This window comes from Gemmatimonadota bacterium, assembly GCA_026706845.1.
In the GTDB taxonomy this organism is placed as follows: Bacteria; Latescibacterota; UBA2968; order UBA2968; family UBA2968; genus VXRD01.
The window spans coordinates 1-24,885 of the sequence record JAPOXY010000041.1 but is presented as its reverse complement, the minus strand read 5'-3'; the positions used below and the strand labels follow the sequence as shown (position 1 = coordinate 24,885).

Genomic DNA, 24,885 nt, shown 5'->3' with positions numbered 1-24,885 from the left:
CCCACCGGTCAGTATCGGCATATAGATCATCGGCGAATTGATCACGCCATTCTCTGCAGGTGCATATCCGCGTGCGCGATGTGGCAAAATTGGATCGGGATGATCGCATCCCGTATCGGTCATCTCTATAGGGTCAAATATGTGCGCTTTCAAAAAAGTCTGATATGATTGACCCGACACTTTTTCGATCACTCGCGACAATACAAAAAATCCCGTTCCGCTATAGTGGTATTTTGTGCCCGGCGCCGCCACGAGGGGCCGGTCCAAAACTTTTTGAATTGTCTCGGCAGAGGTTGCTTTCAGCGACATGGTATCGGAAAAACCGGGCAGTTCCCACACGTGTAAAATCCCCGACGTATTGCTCAGCAGATGGTGTAATGCGATTCCCCTCCAGTGATCGGGAATGTCCGGTAAATACTCAGAGAGCAAATTGTCTATTTGGAGTTTGCCCTGCTCTGCCAATATCATCACCGCCATTGCAGTAAATGTCTTGGTTATAGAACCGATGCGAAATTTGGTATGAAGGACATTTGGCACATTGTTTTCCAAATCAGCCATCCCATATCTCTGCGCCAATAATCGATCTCCCGATCGCACGACGAGAACCACACCCGAAAAATTGTGCGCTTGAACAACCGCATTTAGTTTGTCTCTCATCGATCACCTCACAAGATTATATCTATTTTTAATTGGGTAAATATTGACGAAACACCCATTTGGTGCGTAGTTAATAGCACCAACGGCTTCTATCATCACCGGGAAATGACGCATGAGCATGCCAAAATACAAGTCCATCCATCCCGTTCTCTTTTTGATGTTGTTTGCCTGTATGCCCGAACTCGAGTTACCCGACGCCCCTGACCGCGTGACTGAAAAACCCGAATTTGAACAGTTTGCGATTCCCGAATACCAAATTTACAAAGACAAACCGCGTCCTGTCAATCTCGTGAGCCATCCGCGCGCGCTTCGATTCAAAGACCGATTGATTCACGGTGCCAAAATCGGTCCCAATTTTGCGGGCGATCAAACCATTGTGCGGTGGTTTTGCGGCGAAGAATGCCAGCAATTCGCCGTTATCGACGTGCGAACAGGCAGTGTAATCTTCGCGCCCTTCGTCACGCATCTGGGCTTTCGTTTTCGCCTCGACAGCAAACTCCTGATCGTCAACCCTCCCGAAGCCGTCGAACGCGCCGCCCGAACAGGCAGATCCAAATCGCACTATCGCACGGCGTATTACGTCTGGCACTACGGCGAATTTGTCGAGGTCTATGCGATCAAATACTAAGGACCCGGGGCACAGACTCAAAAACCAAAAGGCCACCTCGCAATGGAGATGGCCTTTTCAATTCAGCAGATCTCGTTTCGCATCAAACTTCCATAATTTCTTCTTCTTTTTCTTTTAACACGTCATCGATTTTCGCGACAAAATCGTCGGTCAAATCCTGCACGCGATCTGTTGTGCGCCTGGCATCGTCTTCGGGAATCTCGCCTTCTTTTTGTGCATCGCGGATGAGTTCATTGGCGTCGCGACGGGTATTGCGAACCGAAATGCGGCTTTCTTCGGCATATTGTCTCACCACCCGCACCAGTTCTCGCCTGCGGTCTTCTGTCAACTGCGGAATGGGCAACCGAATAATCGTACCGTCATTGGTCGGCGTCAATCCCAAATTCGATTCCAGAATTGCCTTTTCAATCAGTGGAATCGCCGACTTATCCCAGGGCTGAAGCGCGATCAAACGCGGTTCTGGCACGCCCACCGTAGCGACCTGATTAATCGGCACCTGTGTACCGTAATACTCGACTCGAATTTGATCCAGCAAATGCGCGTTGGCACGCCCAGTGCGTACTGTACCCATTTCATTCTGCAGGGCTATCACAGACTTTTGCATGGCCGTTCGCGCTTCAGCCATAATCTCATCAATCACGGCGCACCTCCTCTGGGCATTAATAGACGCTTAACTCTCCTCACCCAGGACAAAACGGGCAAATCGGCGGATGGTGATATTTTCGCCGCACTTGGCCACCAGGTCTGAGTGCAGATCCTGAATGGTTTTGTCCGGATCTTTGACAAAAGCCTGCTCCATTAAGACCACTTCTTGATAGTATTTTTCCATGCGGCCTTCCACAATTCGATCCACGATGTGCTCGGGTTTGCCTTCGCTGAGTGCCTGGTCGCGATAAATACTCTTTTCCCTTTCCAGCATTTCGGCATCTACGTCCTCGCGATTCACAACAAGAGGTGCAGCAGCGGCGATGTGCATAGCCACGTCTTTTGAAAACGTCTGGAACTCATCGGTACGCGCTACAAAGTCGGTCTCGCTATTGATCTCGAGCAAAACTCCCAATTGGCTTCCCGCATGGATGTACGACGCAATCGCTCCCTCTTTGGCCTGACGTCCCGCTCTGCTCTCGGCTTTGGCAATGCCTCGTTTACGCAACAACTCAACAGCCTTATCCATGACGCCATCGGCCTCTTCAAGCGCTCGTTTACAGTCCATCATGCCCACATTGGTTCTGGCACGCAACTCCTGAACCATTTTTGCAGAAATAGCCATTTCAATCTCCATCCTCTTTTGATTTAATTATTGCTGGGATCAATTTCTGTAATCTCTGGGCCCGTATCTGGCGCAGGGACATCTTCTTCATCCTGTCGAACAGTTGTCCCCTCAATCACGGCCTCGGCCATCAAATTTGTAATCAGCGCAATAGACCTCATTGCATCATCATTGCCCGGAATGGGATGGTCAACCTCGTCCGGGTCGCAGTTGGTATCGACAATCGCCACAAGCGGAATTTCCAGACGACGCGCTTCGGCGACTGCGATTTTTTCCTTTTTGGTATCCACGACAAATACGAGTGCTGGCAAACGCCCCATGCTGCGGATCCCACCCAGGGATTTCTGCAACTTATCGCGCTCGCGTTCCAAACGCAACACTTCCTTTTTGGTCAACTGCTGGTATGTGCCATCGCTGGCCATTTTATCCAGCGTGTCCAGGCGGCGAATGCTCTGCCGAATAGTTTGAAAATTCGTCAGCATGCCCCCCAACCAGCGGTTGTTGACAAAAAACATGTCGCAGCGTTCAGCGGCATCTAAAATGATGTCTTTAGCCTGTTTCTTCGTACCGACAAAAAGAATTGGCTGGCCTGTCTCGGCAGCCTTGCGTACAGCCTGATATGCCGCTTCGATCTGCATCTGCGTCTTTTGCAAATCGACAATGTAAATACCATTGCGTTCTGTAAAAATGTACTTCTGCATCTTTGGATTCCACCGCCGGGTTTGATGCCCGAAGTGAACGCCAGATTCGAGCAGTTGCCTCATTGAAACAACAGCCATGTCACCTCCTGCACTTTGGGTTTGTCCTCTGCATCCCTCATCTTGCCGCATTGCCATCTGGCACCCATGAAGCAATCAGGATGCATGTGATATCCAGAAAAACTCTGGTTTAACGCTTGGAAAATTGGAACTTTTTGCGCGCGCCGGGTTGCCCGGGTTTTTTTCGTTCCACTTTGCGCGGGTCGCGCGTGAGCAAGCCCGCTTGGCGCAGGGGTTTGTGATTGCTCGTATTCACGCTTTGCAAACTGCGCGCAATACCCAATCGCACGGCACCGGCCTGGCCGGTCAAGCCGCCCCCCTTTGCTTTGGCAACAATATCATAAGTCCCCCGGGTCTCGGTCACATCTAAGGGCTGTTCGATAATCATCACCAATGTCTCCCGTTTGAGATAATCAAGCGCGGAAAGACCATTGATAGTAATCGCCCCCGTCCCGGGGAAAAGTTTCACATGCTCCGTTGATGTTTTGCGACGTCCCGTAGCAGAACTCATTGGTTCAACTGCCAAATAATCACCTCCTCTATAAATCAATAGGCTCAGGAGACTGAGCCTGGTGTGGGTGCTCTGGACCGGCGTAAATACGGACCTTTTTGATCATCTGCCGCCCCAATTTGTTGTGGGGCAACATCCCCCGAATTGCGTGCTCAAGTACAAATGTGGGGCGCTTTTCCAGCGCGTCTTCCAGCGTTTGCTTCTTAAGCCCACTGGGATACCCACTATAACTCGTATAAACCTTCTGCTGGGCTTTGTTATTGCCCTTCACCTGTATTTTTTCGGCATTTACAATAATCACATGATCCCCTGTATCAACATGGGGGGTATAAAAAGGCTTGTGTTTGCCGCGCAAAATTCGGGCAACGCCGCTGGCAAATCGCCCCAGTATCTTGCCTTCTGCATCTGCAACATACCAGGTTTGTTCAACATCGCCTATTTTGGCACTCGGTGTCATCATCGCTCATTTCCTCTCCAAATTTTGAAATCGCAAAGTATTTTAAGCCTTTGAAGGTACAGTATAATCCAATTTTGTCAAGTTAGAAACCCACAAAAAAGCGCCACACGTCGGGTGTCGGAAAACCGACCCATCTCCGTGCGGCGCATCGTCTGACGGAAGTTTCTGCCTCGCGATTGTTAAAAAATCGCCAATGTGGCAGATAACAAACCGCTCGATGGCTGTCTTGGATTGCCAGGTGCGCTACCATTCGAGATGCTATTCCCGCTCCTGGCAGAGGCGCACCTAACGACAGCCACCTCCACTGGTCATTTCACTCATTCGACCACCTCCTTTCTTGTGTGGTTCCAATATAGCCCATGCAAAAGCGAAAGTCAACCCTTGAAAAGGGGGAAGTATTAGAAGCAGCACAGTGCAATACCCGAAGGGCGATCCAATCCCGCAGTAACGAGATCTTCAACATCTGAACCATCTGTGTTCGCACATTGAATTTTGGCTGTGCCATAGTTGTCATAGTCCCCCCAGTACATCTTCCCTTTGACGACATCCAGAGCAATTCCCGATGGGCGATCCAGGCCCACGGTAACGAGATCTTCAACATCGGAGCCATCCAGATTCGCACATTGAATTTTAGACACGCCAGCACCCTTATAGTTCGTCCAGTACATCTTTTCTTCACCCACGTCTAAGGCAATCCCCAATGGCAGTAATTCGGTGAAAACGAGGATTTCAACATGAGAGCCATCCAGGTCCGCTCGTTGAATTTTAGTCAAGTCTGTCCAGTACATCTTACCCATGTCCAGATCCAGGACGATACCGTTGGGAATACTCATTTCGGTGAAAACAAGAGTTTCGACATGAGAGCCATCCAGGTCCGCTCGTTGTACTTTGCACCCCATGGTCTCTCCCCAGGCCGCGTCTGTCCAATATATTTTTTTCTTCTTTCCATGTACTGTCATTCCACCTGGAAGATATACATCAGTAGTAATGAGGTCTTCGACATCTGAACCATCCAGGTTTGCACGCTGAATTTTGGACGTTCCAGCGTCCGTCCAGTACATCTTACCCTCGTCTCCATCTATGGCGATGCTATTTGGAATACGCAATCCATTAGCAACGAGATCTTTGACATCTGAACCGTCTGCATTTGCACACTGAATTTTAGAAGTCCTCAGGTCTGTCCAATACATTTTTCTCATAGCGGCTCCAATCCAAAAATACAAACGTGTAATATGCATAAATACATATTTTTAATCACAATATATGCCTATGAACATAAATAAATCCATAAAATTACCTTATTTTTTATTCATGATCGTAACTGGACAAAAAATAAGGGAATTACGGCACGCAAAAAACTGGTCTCAACTCGACCTCGCCAATGCGGCCAATATTGATCAGGCAACAGTATCTCGCATTGAAGCAGGGACAAAAGTGCCCCGAACCGATACCCTGGTCGCTATTGCTACGGCTCTGGGCGTTTCGCCGGAGGTCCTTTTGGGTATAAATCCCGAAACAACTATCGTTTATCCGCAAGAACGCGATCCCGAGTTGAGTAGTATTGTAAGCGACCGGATTAACACACTCACAACAGAACAACTCAAAGAACTGAATATTTTACTGTCTTCTGAAGACGGAAAAGCCGTGCTTTTTGCACTACTACGCTTGCAAACAAAAGAGTCACTGGAAAAACTTCGCAGGCTTCTCGAAGTGTTAGGAGAGGAGTAACCCCGTATTACACAGGCTCCATCGCCCTGTACGGCGCCAACGCATCATTCACATCCCGTGCATCGGAGAAAAAAGACAACACGCGCAACAGCACACCATCTACCACGGCATCGGGGCATGAAGCACCACATGTTAGTGCAATATCCACAGGTCTCTTATCGGGCAACCAATTCTCGGCAATCTCCACCCCATGCGACCTGAGGCAATAGTGTCGAATTTCGCGTCCTGAAATCAACTCCCCGGCATCCTTCACAAAAAACGTCGGCATGGCTTCCTCGCACAATTCCACAATATGCGATGTATTCGAAGAATTGTAGCCCCCTACAACCAGAGCGATGTCTGCCCCCTGCTCGATAAGCGTGTATGTCGCATTCTGATTTTCATTGGTAGCATAACAAAGCGTATCTGATGTATCCGCAAAATGATCTTCGATATTCTCCACTCCATACCGATCTATAAGTGCCTGCCGAATGATTCTGGCGATTTTATGCGTTTCAGTAGCCAACATCGTCGTCTGATTCACCACACCAATGCGCGACAAATGGATGCTGGGGTCAAATCCCTGTGAGCACTTATGTCTAAAATACCGTTCAAAAGCACCGAGATCGCGTTTGCCCCGAATAATATCTGATAGAATACGCGCTTCTTTCAAATTCAGTACAGCTACGACCTCTGCATTTTGAACCGCGTGTGAAAAAGTCGCTCGCGTCTCTTCGTGTATGGTCTTCCCGTGAATGATAACAGTATAATCCCCATCTCCCAATTGGGCACTGCGCTTCCACACCCTTTCGACAAATGGACATGTGGTATTGTACTGATATGGATCAATCCCCCGCCGAGCCAACTCCTCTTGCGTTCCCACAGTTGTACCAAAAGCAGGCACCACCACGATATCTTCGGGTACAAGCTCGTCCCACGGAATGAGCTGTTCCCCAGACGGCGTAAACATAAACTTCACGCCGCGATCCTGTAAGTCTGCATTCACATTGGGATTGTGAATCATCTCACTCAGGAAAAACACGCGCCGGTCCGAATGGGCTTCCAGGGTCTTATACGCAATTTCAATGGCATTCTCCACGCCAAAGCAAAACCCAAAATGCCGCGCTAAAAAAAACCTCACAGGCCCAAAATCTAGGACCGAGGGCTGCAAATCGCGCTTTTTGGGATCCGATAATTGTCGCGCTCTTTTAACCCGCGAAATAATCGGACTTTTGTAAAATTCTGGAATATCAAATTTTCGCGCCATGATGTCTCATTCCTCAAATGGGAGCGCAATCGCTTCGCCCGTTTCAATAGACCGATAAGCAGCCAGCGCAATCTCCACGGCTGCCCGACCATCTGCACCAGACACTGGCGGATCCTCACCATTGAGTACCGCTTCGCAAAATGCGCGAATCTCCTGGCTCACCGGGCTTTCATCCTGCGACAACTCCGACGCGGCAATCGCCGTTTCACCACCGTCGTATCTCTTGTAGCGCAAACCGCCTTCACCACCCCAAAACGTAGGAAAGACCACCGAGCCTTCGGCGCAATCCAACCGCCCGCCATAACCGCCAATAGCACTTGCCTGACTCGAATGCAATACGCCTACCCCACCGTTTTTGAATCGGATCGATACGAGTGCCACATCTGGAAAATCCGTCTCCATCTGCACGAACTGCCCACCCGCCGCAGAAACCGATTCCGCATCGCCCATCACAAAACGCATAAAATCAATTTCATGCGCATTCACTTCCATTAGCGTACCGCCACTTTTATCCCTTGACTTTCTCCACGATGCAGACCACACACCGCCCCAGCCACCGCCCAGGCGATGCACCATCAAACACAAGGGCATTCCCAAATCGCCCCCACGAGCCAAATCGCGCACCTTGCGATGCACAGGGTGAAAGCGACACACCAGCCCAATACCCAACTCGACCCCACCTTGCTCACACGCGGCGATCATCGCATCACACCCTGCCAGCGTCGGCGACATGGGCTTTTCGCAAAACACATGCACGCCCGCCTGGGCTGCTGCAATCGTGGGATCAATGTGCAAAAACGGCGGCGTGGCAATCATGACCGCCTGCACATCCTCCCGCGCCAGCATATTGTGATAATCCGCTTCGTAATCGCAGTCCATTTTCTCAGATAGTGCTCGGCCTTTTTCACTATCTACATCGCTGACACAAGCCACCTCAGCGCAGTCCAGATCCCGCGCACCATTGGCCAGGCTCGCGCCCATATTGCCGCATCCAATCACACCCAATCCGAGTTTTGCCATCCATTCCTCCAAACAGTATTGAATACAAAACAGGTTATACCATATTTTAGAAAAAAAGTCAATCCCCTTTCAACCCGTTTCAAAAATCACTTTGAAATTATCTAAAATGAAAATACCATGTTTCAAACAGAGAAAGGAGTATCCCAATGCCTGCACTCAACGCCACCATGTGGACTTATCCCTGGGATTTGCGCGACGAAGGTTATGACGCCGTTCTCCACAAACTTCGCGAAGAAGTTAAACTCGACGCCATCAACCTGGCATCGGCTTACCACACCTTTGACATGCTGCGTCCCCATCTCCCCGCCAATAACACACTCGAGGTCTCACAATCAGCAATTTATTTCGAACCACAGGAATCGCTCTACGGCGCAATCAAACCACATGTTAGCCCTTTGATGCAAAACGAAAACTGGTGGGGCGAAGCAGCAAAAGCCGCAGCATCCGCTGGTATAAATCTCAATTCATGGACCGTCTATTTTCACAACTCCCATCAGGCGCAATCCCATCCCGAATGTGCCGAAGTCCGCTGCACAGGTGACATCAGCAAATCGGCCCTCTGCCCGGCAAACCCAGACGTGCGCGCCTTTGCCATCGCGCTCTCTCGCGATCTGGTTCTCAACTACGGCATCTCCCTCCTCGAATGCGAAACCCTCGCCTACTCTGGTTGGGGCCATCTGCACTACCACGCAAAACACGGTATTGATCTAAGTTCTGGCGGACGCTACCTCTTTTCGCTCTGTTTCTGCGATAGCTGCAAAAAACAGGCGATGGAAGCCAATATCGACATTGCCCAGCTACAAAGCGCTGTCACCGCAAAAATCCGCACGGCCTTTGAAACCGGTCAACCCGTTCGGGAAACGATCACAGACCTCAAAAGTACAATACCAGACCTCGAAGCATTTGACGCCATGCGCGAAGAAATTGTCACATCCCTCGTGCGCGAACTCAAAGCGTCCGTTGATGTCCCGCTCTCCTATATCTTGATGGGTGATTCAACAATCACGGGATCGAATCCCAAAGCCATTGCACAAATTGCTGACAGCGTAGAAATTCTTTCTTATACTGCTGATCCCCAACGCACCAGAACGCGAGTCTCTGAACTCTTACCCATCCTCCAGAGTCCAGACCAACTCGTCGTCGGACTTCAAGCCTATCCCCCAGCCTCCCCCGATGCAGAGACCCTCTGTGCCAATCTTCAGGCAGCCCGAGAACAAGGCGTGACCAAATTCGCCTTTTACAACTACGGCATCATGCCGCTCTCCGCGCTCGATTGGGTTCGTCAGGCGATCCAATAGACGAATTCTGGTCCACACCACCATCTTTTTCGAAAGGACATATACTATATGCCCATTATCGACGCAACGCACCTCCGAACCCTGCAACGCGAACTCTACAGCGCTGCGGGATTTCCAGAAGACCAGGCTCACATCGTAGCCGACCACCTCGTGGATGCCAACCTCTACGGACACGATTCGCACGGTGTTATTCGCACGCCGGGCTATATTCGCGCCATCACAAGCGGCAACATCAAACCCGTGCGCGAACTCAAAATTATTCGAGAAACCCCGGTCTCAGCCGTCATTGATGCCGAGCGCACCATCGGCATTGTCGTCGCCCACAAAGCCATGCAAATGGCTACCGACCGCGCCCTCGAACACACCATCGGCGCCGTAGCCGTTCACCGATCCAGTCATATCGGACGCCTGGGCGATTATCCGCCCAAAGCGGCTGAACGCAACTGCATTGGCTTGCTCATGCTCAATGGCGGCGGACGCTTCACCGCTCCCTTTGGCGGCACGAGCCGACGTCTCCCCCCCAATCCCATCGCCTTCAGTGCCCCCACCCCCCACGGTCCTCCCCTCATGCTCGACATAACCACCAGCATGTCTGCCGGTGGCAAAGTCGATGTGTATCGCGCGCGCGGACAACAAACACCCGATGGCTGGCTCGTAGATGCAGACGGCAACTCCGTGAATGACCCCAATCGCTTCAAAGGTAACGGTGACGCTGTGGCGATGCTGCCTCTGGGCGGGCCTCAGGGCCACAAGGGATATGGCCTGGGCATGATGATTGACGCCATCGCGGGCGGTCTCTCCTGGGCGGGATGCAGTTCTGAACAACCCACGCGAGGCGGCAGTGGCTATATCGCCATCGCCATCAAAATCGACAGCTTTATCGACCTCTCTGACTATCTCAACGAAATTGGCCGTCTCTGCGACTGGATCAAGTCCTCTCGAACCCAGCCCGACGTCGATAAAATCTATCTCCCAGGGGAAATCGAACACGACACACGCGCCAAACGCGAAGCCGAAGGTGTCTTTATCGAAGACGAGACCTGGGACAACACAGTCGAAACAGCAAATGAACTGAGTGTGTCAATACCTGAAGTACGATGAGTCGTGAAGAGCACCCTCTCTTCCCGCTAATTTCTTGACAACATATAGTGATTATCGTAAACTGCTTTCGAGCTTATTGTCCTCAGCCAATTTACCAATGGAGGATATGCACCGATGAGTAAAGATATTCAGCCACTTCTGGATGACTGGCCCTGTGAACCCGGGCAATTGTGTGTTCGCAAAATCAGAGGAAATGATGGTCGCGCCAAAGTTCAACTCCGCATCGAAATGGGCATCTTACAAATGGATGTCACCGGCCGCCCCGACGGTCAACAGCCCGAAGGGTATGAATCGCTCTTGCACTATTACAAAGCGCTGGCGCAAAAACGCGGTCCAGAAAACTTTGCGCTCAATTCTGAAAACTGTATGGAACTCCAGATGGAAGCCCTCCAATATTATCATCGCCGCATTAGCTTTCTCGAAATAGGCGAATATCTCAACGCCAAAAAAGATGCCGAACGCAACCTCGAACTTTTCGACTTTGTCAAAGAATACGCAGAAGACGAGGAAGACCGTGTGGCGTTTGAGCACTATCGTCCCTTTGTCATTGGACACCGCGTAAGGGCTGAAGTCCTGATGTATCTCGAACGCGAAGCCTACGACATGGCACTGTCAAAAATTGACGAAGGCATTGACGAACTCCGAGCCTTTTTCAGGGAATTTGATCGGCACGACCTCATTGACGAAAGTGAAGAAATCGCCTTCCTCCGGGAATGGGCAGACGAGATTCGCCGCGACCGACCCAAATCCCTGTCCCAGGACCTGCGCGACCAGATCCGCGAAGCCGTGGGCCTCGAAGACTTCGAACGCGCCGCAGAACTGCGCGATCAACTTCTCTCCCTGAAGGAAAAGACCGAAATTTGATCTATAAAACCAGTGCGAAAGGTAGAAATTACACTAAAAGCCCACGTCTCTTGACTGTGGGCTTTTAGTATCTAAATCATTGTAAAGCAATAACATCTATTACAGGCCAACCAGCACTTGCGGAGCGTATCTCTATCGACGATGAGTCTCTAAGGCCTGATCTGGGTGAAGATATTAGCATCGAAAATGTATGGGCTGGCCGACCGTCAGGAGAGAGCCAACGTTCCCTAAAGCGATGGTTAGAGGCACGCAATAAAGGGAATAATTCCCGCATGTGCGGAGATACATAGATTTGGTATGTATTACCATAACTGTTCGTTAATCTCGTAGTTAGCGGAAACTGAAAAGCATCTTGGATCGGGCACTCACTTGGAGCAGGCCAGATGAAACCACATAAGACGCAGTGGTACTTGCAGAGAATCAGGGAGGAATTCCCGCGCCTCAAGTGGACGAATTACAGAAGAGTTCAGACACACAGCCGACCTGATCACGTGATGTTTCTGCTGGACAACGGCATCGCGTTTCGGTTTGAGAACGACGTGGAAGATGAGGATACGGATCTTGCGCGAGAGCGGGCGGTCCTCGATCTCATCCGGCCTCGGTTGAGTGATATTCCGATACCCGACTACGCATACGTGCCAAAGTCGTCGAACGATTTCGCTGGCTACAGGACTATTCCCGGAACACGTCTTTCTCCCTGGCGCTTCCAGAGGCTGTCGAAAGCAAGACGGCATTCAGAAGCAAGGAGACTGGGCCGCTTTCTCAGCGCTTTGCACAAGACTCCGCTTGAACCGGTGCGAAAGCTGGGCGTAGAGGCAAGGGATAAATCGCTTGGCAATCGCTCGATGGCGAGGAGGCTCATGAGGGAGCGTTGGAAGGATTTGGATCGCCGAACGCGAGACGTATTCCAAGGTTGGATTCAAAGAAGTGGAGAGATCAACCACGATTTCTCACCTGTCCTCACCCACTTCGATCTCTGGTCCAAACATATCTACTACGATCCCCGAACCGGGAAGCTGACGGGCATCATTGACTGGGGAGACATCAGGATATCAGATCCAGCAAAGGACTTCTATGGGTTCTGGGTGTACGGTGAGGCCTTTCTGGACGATGTGCTTTCCCACTATGATCTGGCTACGCAAGGTCTTAGGGATCGCTCCTTCGAGCATTTCTGGGGAATCGCCATTCAGATCTGGCTCGATTCACTGGATGGCATATCAGGCGTTGCGGGTCACTTTTTCCATCCATCGACATGGACGAAAAGGCCACTTTCCGATTGGCCTTTGTCTCAATACCGAATTTTGGAGATGTGAAATGAATGATTCCCTGTCATATTCAGTTGCGGTAATTGCAGATATTCACGGCAATGTCGCTGCACTCAACGCTGTCCTTGAGGATCTGCAAAGCCAATCCTATGATCGTCTGGTGGTCGCTGGCGACTTGGTGCTGAACGGACCCCGCCCAGTCGAGAGTCTTGACACGATACGAAATCTGGGTGCTCCCACGATTTACGGGAACGCAGACCTGTTGGTCTTTGATGAACAGTATTCCGAGGAAAGACTGGACTGGGTGAGAGAGAAGCTAGGAACAGATGGCTTGAGCTATCTGAAGGGTCTGCCCTTTGAGCACCGGATAACGCCACCAGGAGGGCAGTCTCCGGAGGATGATCTTCTCATTGTCCACGCAACGCCTACTGATGTGGCCGGTTTTTTGGTTCTTCAACCTGATCAGGATCCGTTCAGGCTTCTGACCGTTACGCCAGAAGAGGAGGCCAGGACACTGCTGGGGGATGCGAAGGCCAATCTGATTGTGGCAGGCCACCTTCACTACGCGTCCTATGGCGTTCCGTGCGGTCAGCGATATAGCATCATTGATTCAGTTGGGTTTCCGTTTGATGGGGATCATCGAATCGGATATGCCAGAGTGTGGTGGGATGGGCAGGAATGGCATGTGGAGAATCACAGATTGAGTTACGATTACCACAAGGTTGTGGAGGATGTCAGGTGTTGTGGTGCACCTTTTGGTGAGTTGTCAGCCCAAAGGATTCTTCAAACCAGATTCAGGCCGGTAATGTAGAATCGGAAGCCTGATGGTACGCGCTGTATGTCTGTCCGTGATAGGCGCGATGGGGCCGCCAGACGTGTAACAATGTGTGCCCGAACCTTTAACACGACCGTGTGTGGCTTGGTGCATCCGCACCTCCGCCCAACTGCCTCCGGCAGTTCGCGCACGGCGGGAACGTTAGGCGTCATTGGCCCAGAGAGGGGTTTCATTTTCCCAAATGGCTTCGTCTATGAACTCCGTGGCGCAGGTGCGCCCGATTATCGTCATAGGGCCGGAACGAAGCGGAACCTCCGTGGCCGCGGAGATGATCTTGGCGTGGGGGGCATATCCTGGAGAACCCGAGCGTCTCCGAAAGGCTGATGTCCATAATCCCAGAGGCTACTTTGAGTATCTCCCTATCTGGGATTTCTTGTCCAATTTGGGTGTGAATTGGTGGGCCCCTGGCTTCCAGGAGAGGCTTTCCGAAAAAGCTTCCGATCCGCATCATCGGCAGAGGGCCGCCGAGCTGGTGGCTCAGATGGAGAAGGGAGGAAGGTCCTGGGTCTGGAAAGATCCGGCCCTCAGTTTCTTTCTTCCGTTCTGGAACCGTATCTGGAAGGATCCCATCTACGTCGTGTGTGTCCGAAATCCATCAGATACTGCAAGATCGTGGGCGAAGTTCACACTGCCCAGCGATGCACGAGACAAGGATCCATTTATCCAAGCCAATCTCTTGAGGTGGCACTACATCATGCTTCTCATCCTCAGCAACACGGAAGATGTGGTATCGAAGATTTTTCTGTCGTATGAAAAGCTGATGAAAGATCCTGCCAACGAGGCCCGAAAACTGGCGATGTTCCTCAACGCTGAGTGCGGAATGATAGATTCGGGTTCGTTGAGTACCTCTGCGATGGCCGGGGCCGTTGATCCACAACTTTGGCACAATCGTAGCGGCGTAACACCGGAGGCCAACTTACACTTGGCAAATCTCTATGGCTTCGTTGCTGGCAAAACTGTGATACCCTCAGAACCATTTCGTCCAGAGGATTTTCCATTGCCTCCTGGATGGAGAGAAACTGTGGTCACAAGCGAGCGGCAAGCAAGGATCTACAGAGACAAGTCTGGGCCAACGAACGCCTAACACGAGCACCCCGGCTCCGGGCCATTCGGCCCTCCGCCCAACCGTTGTGCGGTTTGAGGGCACTGAAACGTTAGTAGAAATCAATATTGAGAGTTATCACCTTCAAAAAGGAGTTGTTCATTGTCGATAGAATGTCCTGAGGATTTCGAGGGCCTTGCACAGGCAGGGCAGGTGGTCGCCGCCACATTAAAGGCAATGGCGGGTGCTGTTCGCGCCGGAGTAACAACAGCAGAAGTCGATCGCGTTGGTGAGTCGGTGCTCAATCGATACGGGGCAATGTCCGCACCTCGGCTGTTTTACGGTTTTCCTGGTGTCAATCTTATCAGTGTCAATGATGAGATCATTCACGGTATTCCGGGGGATCGAGTGCTGGAACAGGGTGACATTGTAAGCCTGGATGTCACCGCCGAACTGAACGGCTACATTGCAGATGCAGCAACCACCATCCCGATTCCTCCATATTCCGCTAAAGCCGATAGATTGTGTCGATGTGCCCGTACGGCATTCGAAAAGGCGGTGGCCGTAGCTCGTGCAAACAAACCGATTAATTGCATCGGCCATGCCGTAGAGCACGAGGTGAAACGACAGGGATTCTGGGTTGTCAGTGAGCTTGCAGGGCACGGGGTAGGTCGGGTTATCCATGAAGATCCCATCGTTGCAAACACCTACAATCCGCTCGATTCGAAGCCGCTTACGACTGGTCTTGTGATCACCATTGAGCCTATGATTGCCGAGCATCCAGCCCAAGCCGTTGAAGATTGCGACGGCTGGACAGTGAAAACCTCAAATGGATCTCTTTCGGCTCATTTTGAGCATACTGTCGTTATTACCGATGGCCGGCCTATTTTGCTAACTGCGGCCTGAGCGGCTTGACTTCTGCTATCGCACGAATCTTCAGCAGTCCACTGGCACGAACAAGAGAAACAGCAGAGATCATCGCCACCATTTTGAGTATTAAATTTGGGCAGGACCACCGGCATTATCCTGGAGGCATACAACATGAGTGACGGGTCTGGGGCCGACCTTGAAACCGTACCTGTCCGGCAAGGCTACGCTCGTTGGTCTGAGACGTACGATACGCAGGACAATTCCTTGATCATTTTGGAAGAGCCGCTATTGCGATCCCTGTTGGGGGATGTCCAAGAACTCAGCGTCGCTGATATCGGCTGCGGTACGGGACGTCATACCCTCTATCTGTCAGAAGCAGGTGCCAGGGTGACCGCAATTGACTTCGCTCCAGAAATGATGGCGTAAGCTACTGAGTTTCCAGAAGATTTTGATCTTGGTTGGCCGATGTTATTACTCATGAGGTTGGGAAAACCTCTATCCGGTCCCCCACAGGGTGCTTAACACGTCCACATAGAACTGCATCCGTTCTGGTGTTTATGTAATCGAGCCAACAAGCTCGTGAGAGGCCGTTTTGGGCAGAGCACTACAGTCATTTTGGAGGCTGCCTTGCTGGACACCAAGTTGATCTTTGTGGAAGGAATCCCTGGCTCCGGAAAGACCAATACAGCAGAGTTCCTTTGCTCGCAGCTTGAACGAAACGGGATACCAGTCGCACACATTCACGAGAAGGATCCAAATCATCCAACTCGGATGGAGTGGCAAGGCAAGGCCTGCCAGATAGAGGAGAGTCTGGAAAGATGGCGAGACTTCACCGCCTCAAGAGCGCAGAACGATTCGGTCACCGTCCTCGATGGCCAGCTATTTCATCGCAATACGGCAGAGCTGTTCTTCAACGACGTTGAACTGGTCACAATCGAGAACTACGTTCGAGGAGTCATTGATGCAGTTTCGCAACTCAACCCGACTGTGGTTTATCTGATGCAGTCTGACGTGCCGAGTTTCCTGCGACGTACCTGTGATGACCGGGGAAATCGCTGGGAGAATACCCAGATCAACCTCAAGGTCACCACACGGGCTCGGGCTAAGAGGAATGGGTGGAGAGGATTCGCTGGCTACGCCCAACTCTATACCGCGTTTCGAGAGATGACGGATGAGTTAATTGGCAAGCTGGACGTCCGAGTATGCAGAATCGATATGACCGACCATCAATGGCCTGAATACCTGACGACAATCCTTTCCCACCTATCGCCAGGCCTCCAGGAGAAGGACATATCGCACAATCGTCTGGCTGCCACATACGGTGATCTATGCATCTTCCGGTGTGATGGTCTTCATGGCATTACCCAATGTGAGACGATCGCCAATGTAGCCCGAGACCTGAAGCTTATTCGGAATCCCGACCTGCTCAACCTGGATGGGCTCAATGTAGAAAGAGTGGGCAGAGACATTTACATGCTCCACAACGACTCACTACAGAGTATTGCATCCCTAAACAGAATCAAAACTGTACCAAGGGATCTCCGCGTGGACGGCCATCCAAAGCTGGCGTCGCTGGAGGGGCTTCATAGGATTGAGTCTGTTGATGGTCGCTTGCTGATCGTATCTAACCACTCCCTGCGAGACTTGCAGGGGCTGCGAAGCCTACGGTACGTCTCCCGCGGCATACATGTTACGGGCAACAATAACCTTGCTGTGCTCAATGGTCTGCAAGCACTAAAGGAAATTGGAGGCTTCCTCTACATACGCCAGAACGAACAACTGGAGAGTCTGGAAGGCCTGGAGCATCTTGCATCCATCGGCGGCCATTTGGAAATCAGCAACAATCCACGACTAAGAAGTCTGAGAGGACTGGAGAACCTGGCTCACCTGGGTGGCAGGCTTATTATAGGCAAAAATGAGATCTTGAGTAAGGCTGAGATTGATGACTTTGTGGCGCAAATCAAAGAGAGAGGTTCCCGGGGGACCTTTCCACAGAGCTTCTCCCGCCGTAACGAAGTGAGCACGCCGCATAACACGACTGTGCACGGCTTCTCCCATTCGGCCTTCGGCAACCCACCTTCGTTGCGCTCGGTGGGTTCGCAAGTGGCCAGAACGGTTAGATGCAATGGTGTAGCATTCGACGGATGGAGATAGTAAATGAACAACAATCTTCCGAAAGCCATCCTATTTGATCTGGACGATACGATTCTCGCGTTCTCCGAAAGTGCAGATCCGACTTGGCGAAGAATATGTAGGAAGTTTGCACCACGAACTGGCGGACAAACCCCTGAGGAGCTCTTCGAGGCCATAGAAGCCAGCCGTACTTGGTTTTGGGCAGACGCGGAGAGACATCACAGAGGACGTCTTGATCTACGGAGTGCTCGGCGAGAGATCGTCTCAGGAGCTTTTCGTCAACTACGGATCGATGATCCTGACTTGGTGATCGAAGTATCAGATTCATACACGTCTGAGCGAGAAGACATGGTTGCCCCGTTTCCAGGAGCCATCGAGACCCTCCGTACACTTGGGGACAAGGGAGTTCCTCTGGCTATGATCACAAATGGGACTGCGGAGGGTCAGAGACGGAAGATCGACAAATTCGGTCTGTCGGCCTTCTTTCAATACATCCTTGTCGAGGGTGAATTCGGAGTAGGGAAACCTGATGAACGTGTGTATCTCCAGGCCCTCAAGAAATTGGGCGTTGAGCCAACGGATAGCTGGATGGTGGGAGACAATCTGGAATGGGACGTGGAAGCCCCTCAGCGTCTTGGGATCTACGCAATCTGGGTGGATTTTGAAGGCAAGGGCTTGCCGAAGTCTGCTGCCCCTGATCGAATCGTAACAAATATCTCTCAAATCCTCGAGCGATAGAATGCTCCACCACAGCCTCTAACACCGTGCCCCCGGCTCCGGGCCATACGGCTCTTCGCCCAACCGCTTCGTGGTTCGGGAGTACTGAAACGTTATGTGGCATTGGCAAAATCTCAGAAGCGGTATGCAGACAAGACAAAAACCAACCCCTATCAGCATCTTCAGATTACGAAGCACTGACGGATCCAATGGATGGTGGAGGAGTAAATGCAAATCGACATCATAAAGAAGCGTGTTCTATGATTATGTTGGATTCGCGTAGGGCATCTGTTGGGCAATCTGGAGAAAAAGCTAGTGACTGAAGTCAGATACGACAGGCCAATTTGGGCGGGTAGAATCCCCCGGCAGAAAATCGCGGAGCTCTATGCTAAGGACGCTCAAGGAATCCGGGATGAAGAGCTAATCAACGAAGTGGGGATTGGCCTGCTTGTGAGAATCGAGAGTATTTTCCAAGCAAGGGATGCGAACAACGGGCTCGCGAGATGTCCCCACTGCCAACGTGGGCTTGAGCACAACTTCGACAAGGAGTTCTTACTTCGCTGTGAATCGTGTAACTGGGAATTGACGTGGGCCGAATATCAGAAGTCGTTTCGAGGCAAACACCTTATTGCATCCGGCATGACTGCGTTCCTTAAAGAATACGTGCAAAAGTATAGGGTCGCGCGATCAGTTCAAGAAAAAATGATCCTGATCGATACTCTGATTCACAGGTATCACTGGGAACTCGAAGGCGGACTGTCGGGGCCGGGAGCACGCGATCTCATCGGCGGGAAGCCTAACGAGATAATCGACTTCCTGAACAATCTCAGCTATGGTTCCAAGAGTAGCCCAGAGATCCTGTCCACACGACAAGAATGGCTGGACAAGGTGAGGACGAGTAGAGAGCAATATGCCTCAGCGGCCAAGGAACGCAACCGGAAGAAAGCAAAAAAGACAGAACGGGAGCGCTTGAAGAGGAGGGTACGAGAAGTAATGCTCGCCAGGAGGCGTGATCGACAAAAGCGCTAATTAATCAACCCGTCCGCCGGACACATTGCCTACGCTATGCTACGGCAACATCAGGCATCGCAAGACGTTAGTGGCCATGCCGAAGTCGAGAAAGGTCACCGGATGAATCATTCAGACATTTCTTGCCGAGTTGCGACCAGATTAGACGTCGAATCTCTGCTAAATCTCTTTCCTCAGATCACGAGCCGCCCCCATAGTCTTTCGGCTAAGACTCTCGGACTCGAAGAGTCGATCCGGATCTTCGATGAGATGTCTGACTACGGCAACATATTCATTGTTGTGGGCGAATCGGACAAGGGAATAGTCGCCTCCCTCATAATGGCAATCGTTCCGAATTTTACTTACGAAGGGCGTCCTTGGGCTATCATCGAGAATGTCGTTGTTGCACGCGAACAAAGAGGCAAAGGATTTGGGAAAAAACTGATGACATTTGCGATTAACCTTGCCGAAGAGAAGGGCTGCTACAAGCTACAGTTACTCAGCGGTCCAAACGAAGATCAGGTGGGATTCTATAGAAGCCTTGGAATGCAAGATGGGACGAGTCGTGGATTTAAGAAGTATTTCGTGGAGCGTGAGTAGGGAGGGAGCACGGTCACTAACTCCAGGCTTGCGGAACCTTTCCACAGAGCTTCTCCCGCCGTAATGAAGTGAGCACACCGCATAACACGACTGTACACGGCTTTGGGCCTTCACCCAACAGTTAGCGGAAATCGCGGTAGTTAATCCTCTTTGGCAGGTCCCCATGCCCCCATTGGCTTCCAGCTACTACCTGGAGAGAATCAGAAACGCCTTTCCAGATCTCATGTGGGCAAATTACCGAAGAGTTCAGACCATTGCCGATCCCGATCATGTAATGATTCTGTTGGACAATGGCATCGCTTTCCGATTCGAGAACGATGAGGAAACAAATCTGACGAGGGAGCGGATCGTCCTGGATGCCCTTAGAATCAACTTGAAGGCAATACCCATTCCCGACTATGCATTCGTGCCGAAGGCGTCAGATTTTGCTGGATACCACACAATTTCGGGGACTCGGCTCTCGCCGTGGCGGTTTTGGAGACTTTCCAAAGCGAACCGCAGCGAGGCCGCTCAGAGGCTGGGTGTTTTCATCAGCGAACTCCACAGCTACCCGGTCGCGAAGGCACGAAGCCTCGGCGTAGAAGAGGGCGATGCATCGGTTAGACGCCGCATGATGTGGAAGGAGCTATTCGCTGAACGGGCTGACGAGATCCAACGTGAGGTCCGCGATGTTTTTGAAGCATGGATTGAGAGAAGTGAAAGCATCAATCATTCATACGAGCCTGTGCTGGCTCATAACGACCTCTGGTACAAACACATCTATCATGATCCCTCGACCGGAAGACTTACTGGGATCATAGACTGGGGAGACATCGAAATCACGGATCCCGCTAAGGATTTCTATGGGTTCTGGATATACGGAGAGTCATTCCTCGACGAGGTCTTGTCGCACTACGCATACTGTGACGCAAATCTAAAAGACAGATCCTTTGAGCACTTTTGGGGAATCGCAATTAGTAGCTGGTTTAGCCGCCCCCCAGGCGGACGATTCTTCAGGCGATCAACGTGGGAAGGTAGGCCGACCTCGGAATGGCCTATGGGGCAGGTGCGTTGATGGCAGGTCCCAAGTTTGGTAGACAAACAAATTTAGTCTGCCATTATCAACCATTTCTACACCATATAATCCCTGCGAGATAAGTTTTCTGGCGGGGATTCTTTTCAAGAGCCGTCGGCCTTCGTCCACCCCCTGCTCGGTTCGCAAGCCATAAACCGTTAAATGTAATGAGAAATACATATTATCGGGATCACGCCAATGATCAGAACTGCAAAAGCTGACGAAAATGAAGAATTGAGTAACCTTGCAATGCGCTCAAAAGCGCATTGGAACTACGAGGCAGATTTTCTTGAAGCATGCCGCCAGGATCTAACTTATACCCAACAAGATATTAGCCATCACACCGTCTATGTGGTAGAAGAAATGGGACAGGTCGTCGGCTTTTATAGGTTAGAAATCAGGGAGAATGGACTCGAACTGTCTGATTTATTTATTGAGCCAAGCAAAATAGGCCAGGGATATGGAAAGAGACTTTGGGATCATGCGATTGATCAAGCGAGACAGTTAGGTTTTCACAAATTGTCTATCCCCTCAGACCCATATGCAGAATCATTTTATTTATCAAGAGGTTCCGTTCGAATTGGAGAAGTAACTTCCGGGGCGATTCCGGGACGCACTATTCCCTTATTAGAATTTGCACTTAAACAGAGCGACTGAAACAAGCCGAGATATCACTACATTTAACACAGCGATTCACGCGGCGTCGCTTATGTTTCTTAGTGAGTGGGCTCACATCTTCGGGATACAACCTCTGAAGAGAAGAATTCCCGCAAGGTCGGAGATACATAGATTTGGTATGAATTACCGTAACAGTTCGTTAATCCCGTAGTTACACGCAATTTTCCCCGCCCCAGAAAAACAAAACACCTGTAGCAGACAGGCAAAGACAGAACAGCCTTCCACCCCAACCTCCTTTTCATACTCTACCTCAATAATCCCCAGAGTGCATCCATTATGTTGATTTCATGAGAACTGAAATTGCCAATAACCGAAATCACTTCTTTGAGGGCAGATACATGCTGAAAAATTATCTCAAAATAATGCTGAGAAACCTGATAAACCATCGTTTCTACTCAGCTCTGAACATTATCGGATTAGCCATTGGTTTGGCTTGTTGTATCCTGATAGGCCTCTATATCGACTATGAATTAGGTTTTGATCAGAACCAAAGGAATCGAGATCAAATTTACAGGGTGATTCGAGAGACTAAAACAGTTGACCAAGCAGCTTTTAGTGAGCGCACATTAGGAGGTCTCGTAGAAGTCTTGAATCAGGATGTATATCCTGAAATTTCTGAGGCTTTGCGTATCCATCGCTGGCAAAGAACAATAATTGCTGACAATAAGAGAATATACAAACAAGCCTTTTGCCTTACAGACGAGAATGTTCTACAGGTTTTTGACTTTCCACTGATTCAAGGCGATCCCGAAACGGTTTTCTCAGAACCAGGTTCCGTTTTAATCACTCAAAGACTTGCACACAAACTGTTTGGCACTGAAAATCCGATTGGCAAAACCATTCTGATCGAGGAAGACGACAAAGATTATGCGCATCACGTTACAGGCGTCTTAAAAAATATGCCTGAGCAGACGGCCATTCGGTTCGATATTTTATCGGCGACTAAAAATGGGCGATGGCAAGAAAAATGGATGGCTTGGAAACCGAGAGGGGGGCGTCCTGTAGAAAGCTATATTTTGCTTAAAGAAGGTTATGATGCGAATCAACTTGAAGGCAAACTTTCAGATCTGATTCCGAAATACCTGGGCGAAGCAGCTGCAAATAACATTCAATATCATTTGCAGCCCCTAAACCGCATCCATCTATACTCCAATCATGATTATGGCATCAAAATTGAGAATCGTGGTACTCCAGAGACCAGTAAACCTCATGGTGACATTCAAAATGTGTATTTGTTTTCTTTGCTTGCTATTTTTATTTTAGTAATTGCCTGTGTGAATTTTATAAACCTAACAACTGCTCGTGCAATTGGGCGGAGGCGAGAGGTCGGGCTTCGTAAGGTTGTCGGTGCAAACCGATTGCAGCTCATCACACAATTTTTGGGCGAATCTATATTTTTTGCTTGTATGGCGCTTATCTTGGCTTTGGTGTTGGTAGAATTGGCATTGCCAACTTTCAATTCGTTTTTTGATCGCGCTATTACACTCAATGTCAACACAACCCAGTTATTGCTCAGCCTTTTCGGTCTTATATTCATCGTCGGTATTCTGGCAGGGAGTTATCCGGCATTTGTCTTATCGACATTTCGCCCTGTTTCAATGTTGAGAGGTAAATCCGCTACAAACGTCTCTACTCGGCTTCGCAAGAGTTTGGTTGTAGGACAATTTGCTCTTGCCATTTTATTGATGGTTGTCACTTGGGGTGTTTACAGTCAACAGAAATTTCTTCGAAATAAGAATCTGGGATTCGACCGCGAGCAGATTATTGAAGTTCCAATTTTTGAGGCAGCGAATAGCAACCAGATGATCAATCCCACGCTTTTCAAGAGCCAATACAACGCCATCAAGCAGGCATTCACGACGCATCCCAATATTCTCAGAGCAACAACCACCCGTGGCCCTGTTGGAGAAGGAGCAACAGTAGAGACATTCCATCCCGAAGGAAAATCCACGTACAGTATGGATGTGATAATCGTGGATGAGGATTTTCTAGATTTCTATGGCATTAAATGCGTATCAGGCCGGAATTTCACGCGATCATATGCCGAAACAACAAACCCGCAAAGACTGAGGGAAAAATTAGACGAGCAGTTTATCTTGAATGAAACAGCGGTCGAGCAATTGGGTTGGACAAATCCAATAGGGAAACGATTTGCCTGGAAGGTTGGAGGCACGTTCTACCCAGATGGACTACGCTCCGGCACAGTCGTCGGTGTTGTCAAAGATTTTCATTACAAACCTCTTGACGAAAAAATCGGACGACTCGTATTGGTTGCAGAATTTCATGAGGCAAGGCTACTATACCTAGAGGTCAAATCTGAAGATTTATCTCAAACACTGGCATTTGTACAAAAAGTCTGGGAAAGGTATATACCCAATCGTCCATTCACATTTTCTTTTCTTGATGAGAATTTGGATCGAATCTATAAAAATGAAAGAAAACTGAGCTATATTTTTGGTTTCTTTTCAACCCTTGGTATTTTGATTGCCTGCTTGGGGTTACTTGGGTTGGCCACATTGAGTGCGCAATACCGTACAAAAGAAATCGGCATTCGCAAGGTATTGGGAGCGTCTGTATCCAATATTGTTATGTTGCTATCCAGTGATTTTGCAAAGTTGGTCGCACTTGCAAATCTCTTGGCCTGGCCGATTGGCTACTATGCCCTGTGGCAGTGGCTTCAGAATTATGCGTATCGGGTAGATCTTGGATTTGAGTTCTTTATGTTAAGTGGTATCTTGGCTTTCCTTATTGCCATGATCACAGTGAGTTTCCAGACAATGAAGGCAGCTCGATCAAATCCTGTAGATGCCTTGCGGAATGAATAAAAAAAACATGCTGATGTCGCCTGCTCTATTCCCGCCCCGATTGTAATTTGATGTAGGTGCCACCCAAAAAACTGCGTGTAACAGCCGGTTGACCGGCTCCGCTCCCTATGGACCAACCTGAAAAATCTCTAAGGAATACATGAGCAACCCGAAACCAAGACACGACAGGCCAACTTGGGCAAGTCGAGTTCCAAGAGAAAAAATAGCCCGCCTTTATGCAACTGATGCACAGGGCATAGTAGACGAAGAGCTTATTGAAGACGTGGGGATTGGACTCTTCGCTCGTATCGAAAGCATTTTCAAAGCACGAGAAGCCAGTG

Annotated in this window: 27 protein-coding genes; 18 read left to right on the top strand and 9 right to left on the bottom strand. The window is 50.1% G+C overall.

The features are described 5' to 3' along the window. The coding region (locus OXG87_04345) for a serine hydrolase (GenBank protein MCY3868763.1) at positions 1-657 on the bottom strand (657 nt) is incomplete at its 3' end. 112 nt (positions 658-769) lie between these two features. Here OXG87_04345 and OXG87_04340 point away from each other — a divergent pair. Next, positions 770-1,285 carry a hypothetical protein gene (locus OXG87_04340; protein MCY3868762.1) on the top strand — a complete coding sequence of 172 codons (516 nt, stop codon included), beginning with the start codon at positions 770-772 and terminating at the stop codon, positions 1,283-1,285. 82 nt (positions 1,286-1,367) lie between these two features. Here the strand turns inward: OXG87_04340 and frr are convergent, their stop codons facing one another. The 6 genes from frr to OXG87_04310 form a co-directional block, all read right to left on the bottom strand. After that, positions 1,368-1,925, bottom strand: a complete 558-nt coding sequence (gene frr, locus OXG87_04335) for a ribosome recycling factor (protein ID MCY3868761.1) — start codon at positions 1,923-1,925, stop codon at positions 1,368-1,370. Between the two features lie 30 nt (positions 1,926-1,955). Further along, positions 1,956-2,555: a translation elongation factor Ts gene (tsf, locus tag OXG87_04330; GenBank protein MCY3868760.1), complete on the bottom strand. Its 600-nt coding sequence runs from the start codon at positions 2,553-2,555 to the stop codon at positions 1,956-1,958. Positions 2,556-2,578: 23 nt separating this feature from the next. Next, complete coding sequence (gene rpsB, locus OXG87_04325; protein ID MCY3868759.1) at positions 2,579-3,334, bottom strand: 30S ribosomal protein S2; 756 nt, start codon at positions 3,332-3,334, stop codon at positions 2,579-2,581. 109 nt (positions 3,335-3,443) lie between these two features. Further along, a complete protein-coding gene (gene rpsI / locus OXG87_04320) occupies positions 3,444-3,824 on the bottom strand; it encodes a 30S ribosomal protein S9 (GenBank protein MCY3868758.1) in 381 nt (126 codons plus the stop codon). A 28-nt stretch (positions 3,825-3,852) separates the two neighbouring features. Continuing rightward, positions 3,853-4,284: a 50S ribosomal protein L13 gene (rplM, locus tag OXG87_04315; protein MCY3868757.1), complete on the bottom strand. Its 432-nt coding sequence runs from the start codon at positions 4,282-4,284 to the stop codon at positions 3,853-3,855. Between the two features lie 395 nt (positions 4,285-4,679). Then, the gene (locus OXG87_04310) at positions 4,680-5,480 is read right to left on the bottom strand and encodes an SMP-30/gluconolactonase/LRE family protein (GenBank protein MCY3868756.1); all 801 of its coding nucleotides are present in this window, start codon (positions 5,478-5,480) and stop codon (positions 4,680-4,682) included. A 70-nt stretch (positions 5,481-5,550) separates the two neighbouring features. On the opposite strand from OXG87_04310, the gene OXG87_04305 reads away from it, so the two are divergent. Beyond that, entirely contained in the window at positions 5,551-6,009 is a 459-nt protein-coding gene (locus OXG87_04305) for a helix-turn-helix transcriptional regulator (GenBank protein ID MCY3868755.1), read from the top strand. A 7-nt stretch (positions 6,010-6,016) separates the two neighbouring features. Here the strand turns inward: OXG87_04305 and OXG87_04300 are convergent, their stop codons facing one another. Both OXG87_04300 and OXG87_04295 read right to left on the bottom strand, forming a co-directional pair. Further along, positions 6,017-7,255, bottom strand: coding sequence for a 4-hydroxy-3-methylbut-2-enyl diphosphate reductase (locus OXG87_04300; GenBank protein MCY3868754.1), 1,239 nt, complete (start codon positions 7,253-7,255; stop codon positions 6,017-6,019). Between the two features lie 6 nt (positions 7,256-7,261). After that, positions 7,262-8,275 carry a Gfo/Idh/MocA family oxidoreductase gene (locus OXG87_04295; GenBank protein MCY3868753.1) on the bottom strand — a complete coding sequence of 338 codons (1,014 nt, stop codon included), beginning with the start codon at positions 8,273-8,275 and terminating at the stop codon, positions 7,262-7,264. A 146-nt stretch (positions 8,276-8,421) separates the two neighbouring features. Here OXG87_04295 and OXG87_04290 point away from each other — a divergent pair, with 146 nt between their 5' ends. From OXG87_04290 to OXG87_04215, 16 genes are all read left to right on the top strand, one after another. Further along, the gene (locus tag OXG87_04290) at positions 8,422-9,573 is read left to right on the top strand and encodes a hypothetical protein (GenBank protein MCY3868752.1); all 1,152 of its coding nucleotides are present in this window, start codon (positions 8,422-8,424) and stop codon (positions 9,571-9,573) included. Between the two features lie 48 nt (positions 9,574-9,621). Continuing rightward, positions 9,622-10,674: an Ldh family oxidoreductase gene (locus tag OXG87_04285; protein MCY3868751.1), complete on the top strand. Its 1,053-nt coding sequence runs from the start codon at positions 9,622-9,624 to the stop codon at positions 10,672-10,674. Between the two features lie 114 nt (positions 10,675-10,788). Further along, positions 10,789-11,538 (top strand): UvrB/UvrC motif-containing protein, encoded by a 750-nt coding sequence (locus OXG87_04280; GenBank protein ID MCY3868750.1) that lies wholly within the window; start codon positions 10,789-10,791, stop codon positions 11,536-11,538. Positions 11,539-11,921: 383 nt separating this feature from the next. After that, positions 11,922-12,851, top strand: a complete 930-nt coding sequence (locus OXG87_04275; GenBank protein MCY3868749.1) for a phosphotransferase — start codon at positions 11,922-11,924, stop codon at positions 12,849-12,851. Between the two features lies 1 nt (position 12,852). Continuing rightward, positions 12,853-13,614 (top strand): metallophosphoesterase family protein, encoded by a 762-nt coding sequence (locus OXG87_04270; GenBank protein MCY3868748.1) that lies wholly within the window; start codon positions 12,853-12,855, stop codon positions 13,612-13,614. Between the two features lie 217 nt (positions 13,615-13,831). After that, the gene (locus OXG87_04265) at positions 13,832-14,722 is read left to right on the top strand and encodes a sulfotransferase (protein ID MCY3868747.1); all 891 of its coding nucleotides are present in this window, start codon (positions 13,832-13,834) and stop codon (positions 14,720-14,722) included. A 120-nt stretch (positions 14,723-14,842) separates the two neighbouring features. After that, complete coding sequence (gene map / locus OXG87_04260; GenBank protein MCY3868746.1) at positions 14,843-15,586, top strand: type I methionyl aminopeptidase; 744 nt, start codon at positions 14,843-14,845, stop codon at positions 15,584-15,586. 135 nt (positions 15,587-15,721) lie between these two features. Then, the gene (locus OXG87_04255; GenBank protein ID MCY3868745.1) at positions 15,722-15,976 is read left to right on the top strand and encodes a methyltransferase domain-containing protein; all 255 of its coding nucleotides are present in this window, start codon (positions 15,722-15,724) and stop codon (positions 15,974-15,976) included. 201 nt (positions 15,977-16,177) lie between these two features. Next, entirely contained in the window at positions 16,178-17,704 is a 1,527-nt protein-coding gene (locus tag OXG87_04250; GenBank protein ID MCY3868744.1) for a hypothetical protein, read from the top strand. Positions 17,705-17,707: 3 nt separating this feature from the next. After that, on the top strand, positions 17,708-18,421 hold the full coding sequence (locus OXG87_04245) for an HAD family hydrolase (GenBank protein ID MCY3868743.1): 714 nt from the start codon (positions 17,708-17,710) through the stop codon (positions 18,419-18,421). Positions 18,422-18,715: 294 nt separating this feature from the next. Then, positions 18,716-19,429 carry a hypothetical protein gene (locus OXG87_04240; protein ID MCY3868742.1) on the top strand — a complete coding sequence of 238 codons (714 nt, stop codon included), beginning with the start codon at positions 18,716-18,718 and terminating at the stop codon, positions 19,427-19,429. Between the two features lie 249 nt (positions 19,430-19,678). Continuing rightward, complete coding sequence (locus OXG87_04235; protein ID MCY3868741.1) at positions 19,679-20,008, top strand: GNAT family N-acetyltransferase; 330 nt, start codon at positions 19,679-19,681, stop codon at positions 20,006-20,008. A gap of 163 nt (positions 20,009-20,171) precedes the next feature. After that, positions 20,172-21,062: a phosphotransferase gene (locus OXG87_04230; protein MCY3868740.1), complete on the top strand. Its 891-nt coding sequence runs from the start codon at positions 20,172-20,174 to the stop codon at positions 21,060-21,062. Between the two features lie 198 nt (positions 21,063-21,260). Continuing rightward, positions 21,261-21,719, top strand: a complete 459-nt coding sequence (locus OXG87_04225; protein MCY3868739.1) for a GNAT family N-acetyltransferase — start codon at positions 21,261-21,263, stop codon at positions 21,717-21,719. Positions 21,720-22,078: 359 nt separating this feature from the next. Continuing rightward, the gene (locus OXG87_04220) at positions 22,079-24,565 is read left to right on the top strand and encodes an ABC transporter permease (protein MCY3868738.1); all 2,487 of its coding nucleotides are present in this window, start codon (positions 22,079-22,081) and stop codon (positions 24,563-24,565) included. A gap of 139 nt (positions 24,566-24,704) precedes the next feature. Continuing rightward, a partial coding sequence (locus tag OXG87_04215) for a hypothetical protein (protein MCY3868737.1) occupies positions 24,705-24,885 on the top strand: 181 nt, incomplete at its 3' end.